The 17,068-nt window shown below is 32.5% G+C and carries 13 protein-coding genes; 10 read left to right on the plus strand and 3 right to left on the minus strand.

Annotation, left to right across the window (positions count from 1 at the left end; all coding sequences use genetic code 11):
• Window positions 1–60 precede the first annotated feature (60 nt).
• From eat to AVL50_RS01095, 3 genes are all read right to left on the minus strand, one after another.
• Window positions 61–1,395, minus strand: a complete 1,335-nt coding sequence (gene eat / locus AVL50_RS01085; RefSeq protein ID WP_082795609.1) for an ethanolamine permease — start codon at window positions 1,393–1,395, stop codon at window positions 61–63.
• Window positions 1,396–1,518: 123 nt separating this feature from the next.
• The gene (locus tag AVL50_RS01090) at window positions 1,519–3,159 is read right to left on the minus strand and encodes an AMP-binding protein (RefSeq protein WP_062614630.1); all 1,641 of its coding nucleotides are present in this window, start codon (window positions 3,157–3,159) and stop codon (window positions 1,519–1,521) included.
• Window positions 3,160–3,253: 94 nt separating this feature from the next.
• Window positions 3,254–6,742, minus strand: a complete 3,489-nt coding sequence (locus AVL50_RS01095) for a hypothetical protein (protein WP_062614631.1) — start codon at window positions 6,740–6,742, stop codon at window positions 3,254–3,256.
• A 446-nt stretch (window positions 6,743–7,188) separates the two neighbouring features.
• Here AVL50_RS01095 and AVL50_RS01100 point away from each other — a divergent pair, with 446 nt between their 5' ends.
• The 10 genes from AVL50_RS01100 (at window position 7,189) to AVL50_RS01145 (ending at window position 16,990) form a co-directional block, all read left to right on the plus strand.
• Window positions 7,189–8,004, plus strand: a complete 816-nt coding sequence (locus tag AVL50_RS01100; RefSeq protein ID WP_157491087.1) for a polysaccharide biosynthesis/export family protein — start codon at window positions 7,189–7,191, stop codon at window positions 8,002–8,004.
• Window positions 8,005–8,275: 271 nt separating this feature from the next.
• Complete coding sequence (locus tag AVL50_RS01105) at window positions 8,276–10,384, plus strand: polysaccharide biosynthesis tyrosine autokinase (protein WP_172826736.1); 2,109 nt, start codon at window positions 8,276–8,278, stop codon at window positions 10,382–10,384.
• Window positions 10,385–10,425: 41 nt separating this feature from the next.
• A complete protein-coding gene (locus tag AVL50_RS01110; protein ID WP_062614634.1) occupies window positions 10,426–11,127 on the plus strand; it encodes a hypothetical protein in 702 nt (233 codons plus the stop codon).
• Between the two features lie 75 nt (window positions 11,128–11,202).
• The gene (locus AVL50_RS01115; RefSeq protein WP_062614635.1) at window positions 11,203–11,718 is read left to right on the plus strand and encodes a UpxY family transcription antiterminator; all 516 of its coding nucleotides are present in this window, start codon (window positions 11,203–11,205) and stop codon (window positions 11,716–11,718) included.
• Window positions 11,719–11,787: 69 nt separating this feature from the next.
• The gene (rfbB, locus tag AVL50_RS01120) at window positions 11,788–12,837 is read left to right on the plus strand and encodes a dTDP-glucose 4,6-dehydratase (RefSeq protein ID WP_062614636.1); all 1,050 of its coding nucleotides are present in this window, start codon (window positions 11,788–11,790) and stop codon (window positions 12,835–12,837) included.
• A 1-nt stretch (window position 12,838) separates the two neighbouring features.
• The gene (gene rfbA, locus AVL50_RS01125; RefSeq protein WP_062614637.1) at window positions 12,839–13,747 is read left to right on the plus strand and encodes a glucose-1-phosphate thymidylyltransferase RfbA; all 909 of its coding nucleotides are present in this window, start codon (window positions 12,839–12,841) and stop codon (window positions 13,745–13,747) included.
• Between the two features lie 132 nt (window positions 13,748–13,879).
• Window positions 13,880–14,410, plus strand: coding sequence for a dTDP-4-dehydrorhamnose 3,5-epimerase (rfbC, locus tag AVL50_RS01130; RefSeq protein ID WP_062614638.1), 531 nt, complete (start codon window positions 13,880–13,882; stop codon window positions 14,408–14,410).
• 204 nt (window positions 14,411–14,614) lie between these two features.
• The gene (gene rfbD / locus AVL50_RS01135) at window positions 14,615–15,472 is read left to right on the plus strand and encodes a dTDP-4-dehydrorhamnose reductase (protein ID WP_062614639.1); all 858 of its coding nucleotides are present in this window, start codon (window positions 14,615–14,617) and stop codon (window positions 15,470–15,472) included.
• Window positions 15,473–15,820: 348 nt separating this feature from the next.
• Window positions 15,821–16,312: a hypothetical protein gene (locus tag AVL50_RS32655; protein WP_062614640.1), complete on the plus strand. Its 492-nt coding sequence runs from the start codon at window positions 15,821–15,823 to the stop codon at window positions 16,310–16,312.
• A 96-nt stretch (window positions 16,313–16,408) separates the two neighbouring features.
• A complete protein-coding gene (locus AVL50_RS01145; RefSeq protein ID WP_062614641.1) occupies window positions 16,409–16,990 on the plus strand; it encodes a transposase in 582 nt (193 codons plus the stop codon).
• Window positions 16,991–17,068 lie beyond the last annotated feature (78 nt).

Genomic DNA, 17,068 nt, shown 5'->3' on the forward strand with positions numbered 1-17,068 from the left:
ATGCATTTAAATAGCCAGAATTTTATTTGTGAAATTCTGGCTGTTTTTTTATATAAAGATTTACCCTACCTCTCCTATTTCTTCTGTTTTATATTCCTTTTGAGAAAAAATAAAATACAAATAACTTCCTCCAAGAATAGCGAAGAAAATCATAGCTAAAGTAAAATTGTAATAGGTCATGGATAATATTGAAACTGTTGCAATAATTAGTGCTATAGCTGGAAAAAATGGATACAAAGGTACTTTATAAGATCTTTCTAGTTCTAGTTCATTTCTTCGTAAAGCGAATAAACTCAGCATAGAAATAATATACAATGTTAAAGCCCCAAAACATGCTATAGTAATAATTTCTCCAGTTTTCCCAGTAAAAAGAGCCACTATTCCAATACACATATTGATGATCAAGGCATTGGTGGGTGTCTTATATTTTGAATGTACTTTACCCAATTGTTTTGGTGCATAGCCTACCCTCCCAAACTCAAAAGTAGATCGGCCTGCCGCCAAAATAATTCCATGAAAAGAGGCTATCAACCCTAACAAACCAATACCTATTAAAAATTTATATAGAAAATGCCCTTCACTTACTACCTGCCCTAAGGCTAATGGCAAAGGAGAATCTGATGCGATAGAAGAACCTGAAGGGTAAACTATTTTTTCCCAGCCTCCTACACCAACAGCAGACAAAAATGTGAGCACGCATAAAAATACCAAAGTTGCAATTGCAGAACCAAAGCCTAAATAAATACTCTTTTGTGGATTTTTCGTTTCTTCAGCAACGTTTGCAATTCCTTCAATGGCAAGGAAAAACCAAATGGCAAAAGGAATTGCAGCAAATACGCCTTCATATCCAAATGGCAAGGCATTCATTTGTAGGTTTTGAACTTCAAAGTGGGGAAGTGTGAATCCTGCAAACAAAAGTAGCTCAAATACAGCCAAAATAGTTATAATCAACTCAAAAGAAGCTGCTAAATGGACTCCAAAAATATTGATGGCAGTAAAGATAAAATAAGCTCCAATGGAAAAATATATAACGTCAATTTCGGGATATAATAAATGGAGATATGCACCAATAGCAGCCGCAATTGCAGGAGGAGCAAAAATGAATTCGATGTTTTGAGCCATACCTCCAATAAATCCAAAATGTTTCCCTAAACCTCTATGTGCGTATTCAAAGGCTCCTCCTGCCTTCGGAATAGCACAAGCCAATTCTGTATACGAAAGCGTAAAAGTCACATACATAATAATGATAAAAAAAGTGGCGATAGCTAAACCTAATGTTCCTCCTTCGGCTAATCCTAAATTCCAGCCGAAATACATTCCTGATATAACATAACCGACTCCTAGGCCCCATAGCATTAAGGGAGTTAGTGTTTTGGATAATTGTGAGTTGCTCATTTGAAATAGTTATTAATGCATATTTCTATCAAATCCTTAAGATTTTGTTAATATGCCTTCGTTCAATAAAAAAATAAAAAGCCCCACACAAGTATGAGGCTTATAAAAAGGGTGAATATAATACTATTCGAAAATTACAGTTTCGGTTTCTTCAAACCATTGACCGTAATAAGGACTATGTATTTTTTCTAAATGGTTTCTCTTCAACTTCAATGTTGGCGTCAATAAACCATTGTCAATTGTCCAATCTTCTTTCATCACAATAGCTTTAGCTACTTTTTCATAATTTGGAAGATTTTCGTTCAAGTCTTTTAATGAACCTTTAATGGAAGTTCTTAAAGCGTCTTGAGAAAGTTCTTTACCCACTTCAGAAGGAACAATTAGAGCAATTGGCTGAGGAATACCCGTTCCAACTACACAAACCTGTTCAATATTTGCATTATCTGATAATGGCAATTCAAGGTGGTTAGGAGATATATATTTTCCTTTATCCGTTTTGAATTGATCTTTTACTCTACCAACAATCGATAGGTATCCATCATGATCATATTCACCTAAATCACCCGTTCTCAAATAACCTTCATCATCAAACAGTTCTTTTGTTTTCTCTTCATCATTGTAGTAACCAAGCGTCAAACAATCACTCAGCAAGCAAACTTCACCTTCTGGCGAAAGCTTGGTTTTTATATGGTCATACTTCTGCCCTACAGTACCAATTTTGTTCATACCAGGAAAGTTCATATGGGACACACAAATATCTTCTGACATACCATAACCTTGATTTACATCAATACCCAGTTTCTTAAACCACTCTTGCAGGTCTGGAGAAATTGGTGCTGCACCAGAAATTACAGAAACAGCTTCTTGGAAGCCCAAAGCTGAGATAATTTTCTTTTTAATGACATTGTTGATAATTGGTATCTTAAGCAATAAGTCTAATCTACTTTGAGGCATTTTCTTTAAAATACTCTCTTGGAATTTCTGAAAAATTCTCGGTACTGCGAAGAACATATGTGGCTTTGCTTCAGCCAAATTTGCAGGGAAAGATTCCAAAGACTCAGGAAAAGCAATGCTACCACCTAGATAAACTCCAATGAATTCGTATGCAGCTCTTTCAGCAATATGCGCCAATGATAAGAAAGCAAAAAATCTTGGATGTCTTGGCAACGTAAAATGGTGTTCAAACTCTGAAACAGCAAATTCTACACTTCCATAGCTATGCATCACTCCCTTCGGATTGCCTGTTGTACCTGATGTATACAAGATAGTCATCAGGTCATCTTTGGCAGGCTTATAAACATCTTGAATAGGCGCTGATTTTTCAATCATTTTATCCCATCCATGTTCTTCATTTACACCATGCATCTCTATTCCTATCTTAGGAATACCTTGTATACCTTCCTTTTGCGATGCATAATCATCCAATTTACCAACAAAAATGGCTTTGGAACCACTATGTTCCAATATCAATTTAATTGTAGCCTTATCAGTAGTAGGGTAAATTGGAATACTTACACAGCCTGCCATTAATATAGCTAAATCGGCCATGATCCAATGAGAACAGTTTTTTGATAAAATTGCCACATGGCTTCCCTTTTCAATTCCCATTTCCTGTATAGCAGTCGCCATTCTTCTGATCTGATCAGCGGCTTCCTGATAAGATAATGTTATTTTTCTGCCATGAATATTTTGATGCAAAAAAGGTTGATTAGGTGTCTCCTTTTCCCATTTCTGGAAAGCATCCAAAACAGATATAAAGCCCATAGTTATGTTTCTATTTAAATGTTTCAGTTCGGATATTAATGAATAGTAAGTATAATAAAATTGCTAATATTTAATAACATTAACAAATCATTTTCTAGAATAATGCAATTAAGTTCATACTTCCTATGTGTACACTGTTAGAATTTTCTGATTTTCGTCCATCATACTGAACTCTTAACTGCATACCATTAAACAAACTTTGAGTCCAAGAGACATTCCATTTTAAATTCACACCCTCATTCAGTGCATCAAGCATTTCATATCCTATGGCAGAATTAGGATCTCCATCATAGTTTTGGAAAATAGCAGAGAATCTTCCTGTAATTGTAAATAATGATGCTTTATTCCATTTTGCCTCAAAAGAAGCTTCCTGAATTTGAGAAGATTCTTGATTTGTTTCTGGGTTGAGTTCTCCTAATTTTCTCTTTATGCTATAACCTAATGAATAACGCATAAAAATAGAAGGCTGAAATGAAATAGACGGAGTCATTCCCACCTCATTGATATTGTAATTTCTATCTTCTAAATAATCTGAACCAGAATTTATCATTCTTTGGTACCCTTCTAACTTCAATGTCAATAGCTTAGTCACATTTACCCTTCCACCAAGAGTATAACGAATATCCTGTCTTACTTCCCGTCCTTGTGTGAGTAATTGTGTATTTTCAAGGGATATAATTCTAAAATCAGCACCATAAAATGGATTGTTTCTATTGAAAAATAAGGTATTTCTAAATGCATAATTATAAGCCAGCATTTCTTCTTCTGTTACACTTCCAGGAAATGGAGAATACCTACCCCAAATATCGTCTGTTAAACTTTTTTTATCGACCAATAAAGACGCATTATTAGAGAACTTTGACACCATCTTTTTCAGTGCCTCTTTCTTCTGCCACTTATTAGGGGCCTTTAGGTTCAACCTCAAATTTAAAGTAGATCTATAGGCAGGTATATAATCATCTGTCGGTGTATAAAATCTAGCGTATTGTCTCTCATCAGGGTTCTGAGCTAAAAAGAACTCATTTTGATCTTGAATTCCATCTCCATTCAAATCTCTCCAAGTATGTGTACCTCTTCCATCTTCTACCCTAACATACACAAACTCCCTCAACAATTCTCTGGAAGATGAAATAGTATATGTACCATTTAATTTGCCTATACCTTGACCAAAGTTTACGCCTCCTACCAAACGTCCTTGAATAGATTCCTCATCAGATGGTTCACTTGCAAAATAATCCGTCCATTTCCGATAAGTTGCTCCCAATTGAATGTTTCCTCTCCTTCCTGATTTCCCTACATTCAATTGATACGTATTAGAGATAGTTTGCAGTTCCATTTTTCCATTTCGTGGAGCTTTATCTTCTCTGTAAGAATAATTAAAGTTGAAATTCCAATTCAAGCTATCACCACTTTTCAAATAAGCTTCATGCTCTTCAAAGTTCATCCATGAATAAACTATAGAATCGGTACCCATTAATTTTGTAGACTGCTGATCCAATTTGTAATTATAACCGGGTATTAGTATTTCACCTTTATAAAAAACACCTCCATTCAATCTTAACCAATCTGCCTTTTGATTTTCATTCAGCAATTGAGAATTCATATTAAATAAATCTCCTACAGCATTGAATTTACCAATATGATATTTCAAATGAGTGTCATGTTGATATCCACTAATGGCATCTTCTCTCTCTCTTTGAGCAAAAATATAACTTATATTTCTATCCTTTTTATCTTTTAAAGCTAAACCTCCTTCGATATAAATTTCTTCTCCCTCTGGCAAATCTTCATAATTCAAAGCCCAATTTCTATCAAATTCAACGCTCCTAAATCGATCAATACTACTAAAATCTTTTCCTATCTGCATCAATGAAGCATGTGTAGACAAAAGGTACCGTTCGCCTAAAGGACGTTCTTGTGATTGGATTCCAAAGTTTAATGCACTTCCCTTATTATTCCCGTTATCCATCACAGAAAACAAATTAATGTCCTGGTTAGAAAAAGCTCCCTCAAAAGAAATTGTTTCATAATTGGTTACTTTATAACTACCTCCAGCAGTGATCATTTGTTTACTATTTGGAGCCTCAAGTCTCCTCACAGGCAAATAGCGTCCTTGACGAACACCATTTTCAGGTGAAACCCATTTATAATACCTTCCAAAAGAGGTCACTTCATCTAAAATATAATCTCCATTACCTTGACCAACATCAGAAAATCCAGCGGTATATAAAGGTGTATCATCAAAATTTGCTCGCCTCAAACACAAAACACTCTCTCCTCCAAGCGTAACTGTATCAACTTCAGTATATAAAATTCTATTAGGATCAAATTCCGAAACGGTATCAATAGCCGGAACTATTGCATTCTGAAGGCTATCTCCTATTCCAGCTAACACTCTTTTTTCATCATCTGATAATGAAAAAAACAGACTACTATTTCTATCATCTTTCTCCTGATAAAAATTGAAAAAAGCATCCCATTTTTGTCCAGACATATAATGACTACCCTCAGTAATTGTACGGCTATAATACTGTGTAGCATATTCATAATCTATTCTTATTCGAGTATATTGGGTGATTAACACCTTTTCTGTAAAAGTAATTTCAGCTAAATTATAATCAATCACATAGTCTGCATCAAACCCTCTTCCCATCAATTTACCATCAATATATACCTTCTCTGAATTTGCAATGACTACTATATTACTCTCACCATTAGGCCCCCTTAATCGATAAGGTCCCAAAACTCCATCAATAGGAGCTATTTGAGCAGAATAAAATTGTCCCTTTGCCACAGATATTCCTCCTTTTGTAACACTTTTCACCTTAGTTGAATCATCACCCAGCATAATTTTAGCTTGAGCACCTTGCACATTTTTATAATACCTAAGGAATACACTAGGATTATTTTTCATCACAATATCACCCGCAGACAATTGAGCATTTCTGTGAGCCAATTCTATATATACCCTATCAAAATCTTGTATCTGTTGTGTATTTCCTTCTGGCTGAAAAGGCAAATCCTGATCCGTCAATATTGCAGTCAACTGTACATCATCAGTGATATTTCCTTGTAATTGAAGGTTCATAGCAGAATTTACAAATACATCCTGAGAATTACCCATTGAAATCCCTCTTGAAATACTCCCTGTCTTCTCTATATTTGGTGCACTAAACAGTTCCTCTTTTTTTTGTTTTTCTTCTATCTCAAGAATGTATCTCTCATTTTTTTTAGCAAGCCCATAACCTCCAGATTGATAAAGTTCTTGTGAACGGTGTTGAAAACCACTAAATAGTTGAGATGGATAGATTCGATATTCAATTAAAGCTTTTATGGAAGAATCTTTTAACTTTTCTCCGTTTACATGAAATAGATGAATAAAATTATCTTCACCTAAGTTGAACTTTAAATCTAAATGCTCTGGAGTTGTTTTTATGATACGAACTGAAGACTGGAATATAGTATTTGAATCCAAATATACACTATCACTACCCACCCACTTCTGTTTTAAAAGGGTGGTTTGTGCAAAAATGGCATCTGAAGAAATAAAACAGAGAAGGATTAATAAAATTCTATATAACAAAATTCCTTTTCAATATTAAATGGTATTGGAGTATAAAGTTTAGAAAAAACGATCATTCAAAGATAGAAAAAATACAAGATTCAAAAAAAGTCCAAATTATTGTCAAAACAAGGTTTCTTAATACATTTTAAGCAGAAAACTTAAAGCAACATTAATTCAAAGTATTGTACAAAATTATTTTTTTTGGATATATTGCAGCTTAAATAATAGAAACGATTAAAATATCTAATAAAAATAAACTGTAAACGAGCTTTTTGATTTCATTTCATAAAAACTGGATTATTCTTTGATTACTATATTGTATAATCAGTCATAAAGTAAATTTTATGAAAATTATATCCAATATTGTAACTTTGGACTATTCTTAAAAGCTCTCAGTTAACATATTGTTTTATCACTTTTCAGAGACAAAAACTTTTTGGATTAACTTTTTAAATTACAAACACTTGAATTCCAAGAAACTTTTATATTTTTTAGTAGGACTTACCCTTTGCGTAAGCAGCTGTGTTTCAAACAAGAAATTAACTTACTTAAAACACGAAGGAGAGCTTCAAGAAGAAGTTGTTTATGACTCAATATACAGAACAACTCCAACGGTTCCTTTAGCCTTGAATACTTTACGACCTTTTGATCAAATTCTTGTAGAAGTTAAAACAGTAACTCCCCCCGAATATAACCCATTTGCATATGTTGAAAGTATTGCTGGAAATAATGTAGCCAATATTCAACATCCAGAACAAGGTAGCTTATTAGGATATACAATTAATGAAGAAGGCAATGTTGACTTACCTTTAATAGGAAATATTAAGTTAGCAGGTCTAACTTTTTCACAAGCTGAATTCAAAATAAAAGAAATACTCGATGATATGATGGATAACCCTGCTGTAAGGATTAAGTTATTAAACTTCAGGTATTCAATTTTAGGAGAAGTAACGAGACCTGGCATTTATGGCACTTTCAGTAGAGAAATGTCAATATTAGAAGCTGTTGCAAAAGCCGGTGGAATAAAAGAATTTGGAGATAGAGCTAAGGTTAAACTACTAAGAAAAAATGGTGTAACTATGGAAACAATCTATCTCAATCTAAATGATGAAAAATTTGTAAATAGTCCTTATTATTACTTACAACAGGAAGATGTTTTAGTAATACTCCCATTAAAAAGAAGACCTACTTTAGAATATGTCCAAAAAAACGTATCTATCGTAGCCTCAATAACAGCAGCACTTGTCTCTATTGTTACCCTAATTACTGTTAATCGATAAAAATATCATGCTTAAGGATAAAGATAATTATTACAATAAGATACAATCAGACCCCGAGGATAAAGCAATCCAAGATTTCAAGAAATGGTTTTATTTGTGTTTGGAACAGTGGAAATGGATCATTTTATCAATTTCAATCGGATTGACTGCATCAATCCTAGTAAGTTTATATCAAACAAACCGTTGGTCTGTTACTACAGAACTTGTAAAAAAAAGTACTGAAAGGAAAAGTAATTCAACTGATTTTATGTCAATGCTACCTATTGATGCAATGGGAGCTGAATTCAGTAAGATAAACTTAGAATATGAAAAACGATATTTTACATCTAATGAAGTATTGTATAACCTAATCGACAAACTTAATTTGAATATTCATTATTATGACATAAAAGTTATTAAAGTTACAGAACTCTACAAAAACAGACCTTTTAGTATAATTTATGATAAAGAATCCACATGGACTCCTTTCAATGAAAATATTAACTTGATACCCTTAGAAGGTTTTAAAGAATTTCAACTTATTGTTGACAGTGATACTTCTGCTATATTTTTTGAAGGTAAAACATTCAAATTCTCTAAAAAATATAATATCAATGGATTTATTTTTAAAGTTGTAAAAGAAGATATTTCTTTTGAGAACTTTAATGGACTCTCGTTCATAATAAACACCAACATTTTAGAATTAAGGAATTTAAGAAAAAAAATCTCTTTCAATGTTTTGGGTGAAAAAAACACTGATCTTCCATTGATTCAATTGAAAACTGAAGGCAGTATACCCATAAAAGAAAAAGATCTATTGAATGAGTTAGTTACTACAGTACAACAAAAAGATATTCAAGATAAGAACTTCGCGACCAAACAATCTGCTAAGTTTATTCAAGACCAACTTCAGATTATATCTGACTCTATGCAATTAATTGCAAATCAGGTATACAAATTAAAAACAGAAAACACAGAATTAGCTGGTGGTGCTGAATTAGTTTTTGAGAAAATATATAAATTAGATGACAAAAGGAATGAACTACAACTTAGCATTCGCTACTGTGATTATTTACTGAATAATATGAGTTCAGGAGATCAAGAAGAAATACTAATGCCTGAATCCTATGGAATAAAAGGTTCTCAATTAACCGAAATGCTAAGCATATATTCAGAAATGAAGCTAAAAGATGCACTTTCTAATCAAAGGTTAAAGAAATCAATTCTTTATCAAGAAGATGCTATTGAAAGAGAGAAGGCATTAAAAGAATTAAGATTAAAAATTTCGGACGCAATAAGAAGCACGAAAAAAGCACTTAATATTCAATTAGAAGAATTAAATCTAGAATTAAAAAAATCAATACAATCTACTAATACCCTTCTATCTGAAGAAAAAACACTTCAAGATTATCAAAGACTTTTCGAAACTCATGAACAACTGTACAAATTACTTTTAGAAAAACAAGCAGAATACAGCATTAGAGCCGCAAGCACAATAAGTGATTATACAATGCTTTCAGTCCCTGAAAGCAGTGAGTTCCCCGTTTTCCCTAAAAGAAAACTCAATGTATTAATTGGCTTTATTTTAGGTTTTTCATTACCAGTAGGAATATTATACATTATTGTCTTATTTGACACGAAAGTTCGAGATGAAGTAGATGTGAAAGATATTTGTGACAAACCGTACATTGGCAACATTATCTCTCAAGACACATCAGCCCTATTAGATCCTCTTACACGATCTTTAGCTGCTGAAAGTTATAGAAACTTTAGAACAAACCTCCAATTTATGCTGGGAGATAAAGATAAATTTACAATTCTCATCACCTCATCAATTAGTGGTGAAGGAAAAAGTGTCACTTCTGCAAACCTTGCTAATTTTTATACGATTCTTAATAAAAGAGTTATATTAATTGGAGCAGACTTAAGGAAACCTGTTTTTAAAAAACTTTTCCCAAAAAATAATGAGAACATTGGCCTTTCTAATTATTTAAGTTCAGGTAAAAATATTGATGATTATATCCAAAAAACTGATAATGAAAACTTGGACTTAATATTGTCAGGAACTATCCCTCCAAATCCGACAGAGTTACTACAAGGTAAAAAAATGAAAGAATTAATGGATGATTTAAATGATAAATATGACATAGTTATTTATGATACAGCTCCAATAGGTATAGTTTCCGATGCTCGAAAAATGATGGAAAAAGCAGATCTTGTTTGTTACGCAATTAGGCAAGGACGCACCCCTAAATCTCAGTTAGAAAGAGCTTTACAAAACTTTCTACCATCCAAAGAAATCAAAGTGGCATTATTTATGACGGATGTAAATATGAGTAGAAAAGGAGGATATCAATACTCTTACTACGGAAAAGACTATATTTCTTACTTAGAAAAGTAATTATTTATTAATTTTGAAAAAAAAATTTAACTATAGATACAATGAAATCCTTACTACTAGTCCCAATATTAATTTGCTTAAATATAGGTGTTTACGCACAATCTCATAGGTCTTTAAATCTCATTGAGCGCACGAATTATTTTTTAATTGGAGGAAATATAGGTGTAGCATATTTATCAGGTGGTTACGCTAATCAAACTCCACAACAGGTCGACCTATCAGCTGCAAGACCAGCAATCACTGGTTACCTCCAAACTAAAATTTCAAAAAGATGGCATGTTAGAGCACAAGGATCGCTTATGATGTTAACTTCAAAGGATAAACGTGCTAATCAAGAAACTACGGGTCAAAAAGCATTTGAAACGATCCTTTTTGACTTCGCTCCGCTTTTTGTTTACGATTTAGGAGTTAATAAAAAATATAAAAGAAGATCACCTTATAGTAGAAAAAAAGGGTCCCTAATTTCGTGGTATTTAGTTGGGGGTACAGGATTGTTTGCAGCTAATGTAAAAAACTATATTGGAGGAACTTCTGGCAATAGATATGGAGGTACACTAAATGGCGGTTTAGGCTTAAGGTATACAATTTCTGAAAATTGGATTTTCAATGCAGAAGCATTAGGTAGATTAAGTACTACTACCACTTTAGATGGCACAAGATCGCAAAAACTTCCTGTTGACCTTTATCTTACTACACAAATTGGTGTTGCATACAGGATACCTGGTATGCGTATTATGAGATAAACGCTAGTTATTTTCATAAGCCTGTATAATATAGGCTTATGAATATTTCTTTCTATATAGATTAAGACTTAACAAATGACTATCAAAGAAACAAGACAATGGTTAGTAATTTATACCAAACCAAGGTCTGAAAAGAAAGTTGCTGAGCGTTTAAATAAAAAAGGATTTTTCACTTATTGCCCTACCTTTACCTCAATACGACAGTGGAGTGATCGAAAAAAGAAAATCATCATACCAGTGATACCATCTTATGTTTTTGTTAAACTCAATGAACTAGAAAGGTGGGAAGTTTTAAAAGATCCAGGTGTTCTTAACTTTATTTTTTGGCAAGGAAAACCTGCTGTCATAAAAGATGACCAGCTTAATTTATTTAAGAACTTCATCAATAATACACCTGAACATTCTGATATTAAAGTTGAAGATTTAAGCAAAGGTGATAGGGTCTTAATTAAAAACAGTGCTTTTACAGATCAAAGTGGGATAATTGAATCAATACATAAAAATAAATTGGAACTTATTCTACTAGAATTAAACTTAAAGGTGATTTGTTCCCCAAATCAAATTAGAATACAAGAAAAAGTTGTAGATTAGCCTACACATCAGAAGCCAATGATGTTCATCATTGGCTTCTGATGTGTAGGCTAAATTTTTTATACTAAAATGAAAAATATTTTAATTACCGGTGGTGCAGGATTCATCGGTTCACATGTCGTGAGACAGTTTGTTAATAACTATCCAGAATATCATATTTTCAATCTAGATGCCCTCACATATGCTGGTAATTTAGAAAACTTAAAAGATATCGAGAATAAAGAGAATTACACGTTTATAAAAGGTGACATCACTAATGAACTATTTATAAATGATATTTTCTCAAAATATAAATTTGAAAGTGTAATACACCTTGCTGCAGAATCTCATGTTGATCGTTCTATAAGCGATCCTCTTGCTTTTGCAAAGACTAATATTCTTGGTACAATGATTCTATTGAATGCATTCAAGAATGAAGTTGATTACACGAAAAACAATTCATTGTTTTACCATATAAGTACTGACGAAGTGTATGGTACTTTGGGTGAAACTGGATTATTCACTGAAACCACGCCATATGATCCAAACTCTCCATATTCAGCTTCAAAAGCAAGTTCTGATCACTTTGTTAGAGCTTATGGAGAAACATATAACATACCTTATGTTATCACAAACTGCTCTAATAACTATGGTGAATTTCAATTCCCAGAAAAGTTAATTCCTCTATGTATCAATAATATTATTAATAATAAACCACTTCCAATCTATGGGGATGGCAAATACACTAGAGATTGGCTATATGTTGTTGATCACGCCAAAGCAATAGATCTAGTTTTCCATAAAGGGAAAAATGGGGATACCTATAATATTGGCGGGTTTAATGAATATCAAAACATTGACCTTGTAAAAGAACTTTGCAAACAGATGGATCAAAAATTAGGACGAGAAGAAAATACTTCAGAACAACTAATTACATTTGTAAAAGATAGACCTGGACATGATTTAAGATATGCAATTGACGCTACTAAAATCAATAAAAATTTAGGATGGAAGCCTTCTGTAACATTTGAAGAAGGGCTGAGTAAAACAATTGATTGGTATTTAAATAACACAGAGTGGTTAGAAAATATCACAAAAGGTACTTATCAAAAATATTACGACCAACAATATTCAAAATAATATGAAAGGTATTGTCTTAGCTGGTGGTTCTGGAACTCGTTTATATCCTATAACAAAAGGAACTTCTAAGCAATTACTCCCGATTTATGATAAACCAATGATATACTACCCTATTTCAGTATTGATGCTTGCTGGAATAAAAGAGATCTTAATTATCTCAACCCCACACGACCTACCTAATTTCAAAAAGTTATTAGGAAATGGCAAAGATTTAGGTGTAAGTTTCTCATACATTGAGCAACCTTCTCCAGATGGACTTGCTCAAGCTTTTATCTTAGGTAAAGAGTTTATAGGAAATGACGATGTTTGTCTTGTTTTGGGTGACAATATCTTCTATGGACATGGTATGACTGATCTCATCAAACAAGCCAGAATCAATGTCAAAAGAGAACGAAAATCAACTGTTTTTGGCTATTACGTTAATGATCCTGAAAGGTATGGAGTAGCTGAGTTTGATAATGAAGGTAATGTTGTAAGTATAGAAGAAAAACCATCTCAGCCAAAGTCAAATTATGCTGTTGTTGGACTCTATTTTTACACTAATGATGTTGTTAAAATTGCACATACGATAAAACCATCAGACAGGGGGGAATTAGAAATTACAACTGTCAATGAAATATTTCTAAAGCAAGAGTGCTTGAAAGTTGAACTAATGGGAAGAGGATATGCTTGGTTAGATACAGGGACTCATGATTCACTTTTAGAGGCTAGTAGTTTTATACAGACGATTGAAAAACGACAAGGGTTAAAAGTAGCTTGTCTAGAGGAAATAGCATATGACCAAGGATTTATTTCAAAAGAGCAAGTTGAAATATTAGCTCAACCTTTATTGAAGACAGGATATGGAAAGTATTTAATCAAAAAGATTAACTCTAATGTAATAACTCCTCATAATCCTTCAAAGATCTAAGCGATCAATATTTTAAATTATGTATATTAGTTTATATCTAATTAAGCTAGATTAGAAAGGATTACATTGATCGCAATACGATTATTTTTTTTTAAATACTGATGACATTCGTTATTCAGCGGATATGATATCATGGAAATTATTGAAACAAAAATAAAGGATTTATATATCCTTAAACCAAATGTTTTTGGGGATAAACGTGGTTACTTTATGGAATCATATAAGGAAACTTGGTTTAAAGAAAATTTCCCTCATTTACATTTTATACAAGATAACGAATCACAATCCTCTAAGGGTGTGTTAAGAGGTTTACATTATCAAGAAGGTAGATATTCCCAAACAAAATTAGTTCGTGTCATACAAGGAGAAGTATTAGATGTCGCTGTAGATTTAAGGACAGAATCCCCAACGTATGGTCATCACGTAAGTGTTATTTTAAGTGCAGAAAATAAAACACAATTTCTCATCCCAAGAGGTTTTGCCCACGGTTTTCTTGTATTAAGTGATACAGCAATCTTTTCTTACAAAGTAGACGCACCTTACTCTCCTGAAAATGAAAATGGCATAATATGGAATGACCCTTCATTAAAAATTGATTGGCACCTTGATCATGATAAAATTATTTTATCAGATAAAGATCTAACTTTACCTTTTTTCAAGTAAAATACTATATATACAAACGCTAAAGCAATATATTTAATTTGCTTTAGCGTTTATTATTATATCTCATAGTCTCACACCTATTCCTATCCGCCTATTATTTAATTTTTATAAACTTCTAAAAGAAAAAAGTTATTTTATATTTTGTCCGACTGTAATTAAATAATAAACACAGTTTTTTGTATTACCCTATTTTTATATCAAATCATGAATATTCTTGTAACAGGCAAAAATGGGCAATTAGGCTCGGAAATAAATGCCCTTTCAACTCAGTACTCAGATTTTAATTTTCATTTTACAGATATTGAAGAATTAGATATTACAGACAAAAACGCCATTGATAATTTCTTTTCCTTGAATAAAATTGATTTAATTATCAACTGTGCTGCTTATACTGCTGTAGATAAGGCAGAGGATGATATAATAGCAGCTAATAAAGTAAATAACCTAAGTGTAAGATACTTGACAGAAGTTGCCGAGCAGTATTATTCTAGGATTATACATATTTCAACAGATTATGTTTTTGATGGAAAACACTATCTCCCTTATAAAGAAACTGATAATACTAATCCGATCAGTGTTTATGGAAAAACAAAACTGAATGGCGAATCCCATGTTATAAATTCAAAAGTGCCAGCACTTGTCATTAGAACATCTTGGGTCTATTCTCAGTTTGGAAATAATTTTGTAAAAACCATGCTTCGTTTAGGAAACGAAAGAGAAAATATTGGTGTAATTGGAGATCAGATTGGCACACCTACTAATGCAAATGATCTTGCTAAAGCTTGTCTTGACATAGCTTCTAAAACTGAATTATGGAGTAAAAAAAATGAAATTTATCACTTCTCAAACCTAGGAATTTGCAGTTGGTATGACTTTGCAAATGAAATTATGAAATTGAGTGATATCAACTGTAAGATAAATCAAATTGAAACAATAGATTATCCAACTAAAGCTCAAAGACCGCAATACTCGGTCCTCAATAAAAAGAAAATTACTGAACAATTTGGCATTGATAATTTTCATTGGAGTGATTCTTTACAGAAAATGATCAAAGCTATTTAGGGAGTCTTGGAGAAAGGTTAACTACCTGATAACAAGATGTTTTCTGAATATAAGAGCATATAAAAACCCCGAAAAATGTCCAATTTGGCTTTTTTCGGGGTTTTAGCTTGTCTAAATTTGAGTTACCACACAAAAATCTAACACAAACCAAACTCAAATATAGTATGCAATTCGAAATATTCAAGCCTGAACAGCTCAACCCCTTAAATATTATAAATTCAAGAATTCTGAGTTAGGAAAAATTCATTCTTGTATTCCCTGGGAAGAATTGGAGCAATTATTACCTTCTATTTCAAAAAAAGCAGGTAGGAAATCATGGTTTAATAACAAGGGAAAGTTATAGCTCTAATGTTTCTCAAATCTTATTCCGGTTTAAGTGATGAAAAATTAATTGACAGACTGAACACAGATTGGGCTTATCATATGTTTTGTTTTCGCTTTTTAAAAGATGATGAAACAATAAGAGACATCACTCTACCAAGTACAACGCGTTCTTACATTTCATCAATTATTGATATCGATGAACTTCAATTTACCTTATTAAAACACTGGAAAGGAACTGTTGATTTTTCCAACCTATTACTGATGGATTCAACCTGTTATGAAAGTGATGTCAGGTACCCTACAGATGTAAAATTGTTATGGGAAAGTTGCTATTATATTTTTGAAAAACTGCCTTTCAGGTTCTGTGAAGAATTAAAAATAAAACGTCCCAGAAGTAAATATGTAGAGCAAAAGAGAAAATATTTGACTTACTCTAAGAGGAGAAGAAAAGGATACAAACTGACAAGAAAAAGAAACAGTTCATTGCTGAACTTACTGAGTAAAGGACTGTGTTAATTACAAGATATTTTAGATACAGGAAAAATCGATTTACTAAAAAAGGAAAGAGATAAATTACGTGTAATCAAGAAAGTATACTTCCAGCAACAATATATGTTTGATCATAAAAAGGAACGTATTGATGACCGTACAATCTCCCTTACCAAGCCTTGGCTTCGCCCGATAGTAAGAGGTAAAGAACTAAAAAAAGTAGAGTTTGGATTCAAAGCTCATATTCTACAAGCAGGAGGAATTAGTATTATTGACTATTTATCTCCCAACGCCTTCAATGAAAGTACTCGTCTAAGACAGAGCTTCCTTAAACATCAAAAAATCTTTGGAAGTGCAACACATCTTGGTGCAGATGGGATCTATGCAACCAATAAAAACCGCCGATTCATTACTAGTAAAAATATCATCACAAACTTTAAAAAGAAAGGTCCAAAATCCTACACGAAGCAAGAAAATAGTATGGTTGAAATCATCGCAAAAGAAAGATCGACTCGTATGGAAGGTATTTTTGGAACCCATAAAAGAAGCTATGGACTCGGTAAGATAAAAGCGAGAACAAAAGAAAATGAAAAACTACGGATTGTGTTTGGTATTCTTACTTCTAATGCTGTTTTAATGGCGAAGAAAAAGGAAACGAAACCACTTGTAGTAGAACAAGGAAGACAACTAAAATTAGCAGTCTAAAAAGTCATTTCCCCAATGTCCCCTAGATAAATGTGTCCATACAGTTCTTAATGAGGTAATTTTTGAGATCTTGTATTC

Source organism: Flammeovirga sp. SJP92 (assembly GCF_001583495.1).
Lineage (GTDB): Bacteria > Bacteroidota > Bacteroidia > Cytophagales > Flammeovirgaceae > Flammeovirga.

Coding starts and splice junctions, on each gene's coding strand:
- eat (WP_082795609.1), bottom strand. CDS start 1,395: ATGAGCAACTCACAATTATCCAAAACACTAACTCCCTTAATGCTATGG.
- AVL50_RS01090 (WP_062614630.1), bottom strand. CDS start 3,159: ATGGGCTTTATATCTGTTTTGGATGCTTTCCAGAAATGGGAAAAGGAG.
- AVL50_RS01105 (WP_172826736.1), top strand. CDS start 8,276: ATGGGAGCTGAATTCAGTAAGATAAACTTAGAATATGAAAAACGATAT.
- AVL50_RS01110 (WP_062614634.1), top strand. CDS start 10,426: ATGAAATCCTTACTACTAGTCCCAATATTAATTTGCTTAAATATAGGT.
- AVL50_RS01115 (WP_062614635.1), top strand. CDS start 11,203: ATGACTATCAAAGAAACAAGACAATGGTTAGTAATTTATACCAAACCA.
- rfbB (WP_062614636.1), top strand. CDS start 11,788: ATGAAAAATATTTTAATTACCGGTGGTGCAGGATTCATCGGTTCACAT.
- rfbA (WP_062614637.1), top strand. CDS start 12,839: ATGAAAGGTATTGTCTTAGCTGGTGGTTCTGGAACTCGTTTATATCCT.
- rfbC (WP_062614638.1), top strand. CDS start 13,880: ATGGAAATTATTGAAACAAAAATAAAGGATTTATATATCCTTAAACCA.
- rfbD (WP_062614639.1), top strand. CDS start 14,615: ATGAATATTCTTGTAACAGGCAAAAATGGGCAATTAGGCTCGGAAATA.
- AVL50_RS32655 (WP_062614640.1), top strand. CDS start 15,821: ATGTTTCTCAAATCTTATTCCGGTTTAAGTGATGAAAAATTAATTGAC.
- AVL50_RS01145 (WP_062614641.1), top strand. CDS start 16,409: ATGTTTGATCATAAAAAGGAACGTATTGATGACCGTACAATCTCCCTT.